Source organism: Mesorhizobium sp. M7D.F.Ca.US.004.03.1.1, from assembly GCF_003998635.1.
GTDB lineage: Bacteria > Pseudomonadota > Alphaproteobacteria > Rhizobiales > Rhizobiaceae > Mesorhizobium > Mesorhizobium loti.
The window spans coordinates 1-379 of the sequence record NZ_RZQG01001893.1; the positions used below are offsets into that span (position 1 = coordinate 1).

The 379-nt window shown below is 64.9% G+C and carries 1 protein-coding gene; it reads right to left on the reverse strand.

Features of this window, described 5'->3' with window-relative positions; all coding sequences use genetic code 11:
• On the reverse strand, nucleotides 1-334 hold a 334-nt coding region (locus tag EN935_RS40565; protein ID WP_127374476.1), incomplete at its 3' end, for an FAD-dependent oxidoreductase.
• Between the last annotated feature and the right edge of the window lie 45 nt (nucleotides 335-379).

Consider the following 379-nt stretch of genomic DNA (forward strand, 5'->3'; position numbering starts at 1 on the left):
CCGCCGCACCGAGTTTCAAATTGGCGGCGCTCGCCGGAAGTGCCGCGAGAGTCGCCAGATAATCGCGCACGATCTCGCCGCCGGTCGGCAGGCCTTGGCTGTCCGGCGCCGTCCAGCCCGAGCGGTCGAGCAGCGCCCGCGCCGCTGCGTCGATGTTGTATTCCCACGGCGAAAACACCCGCACATGGCCCCATTCGAGCAGTGCCGCACCCACGCTTTCACCACGCTCCAGGATGAGCGGACGGATGCCGCGCTCGACCAGATGCGCCGCGGCTGCAAGGCCGACCGGGCCGGCGCCGATTACCGCGACGGGAAGATTTGCCATCATGTCCATAGGTTCGATCCTTCCGGTATCTTCGAATTACAAGCGCAAAAAAAT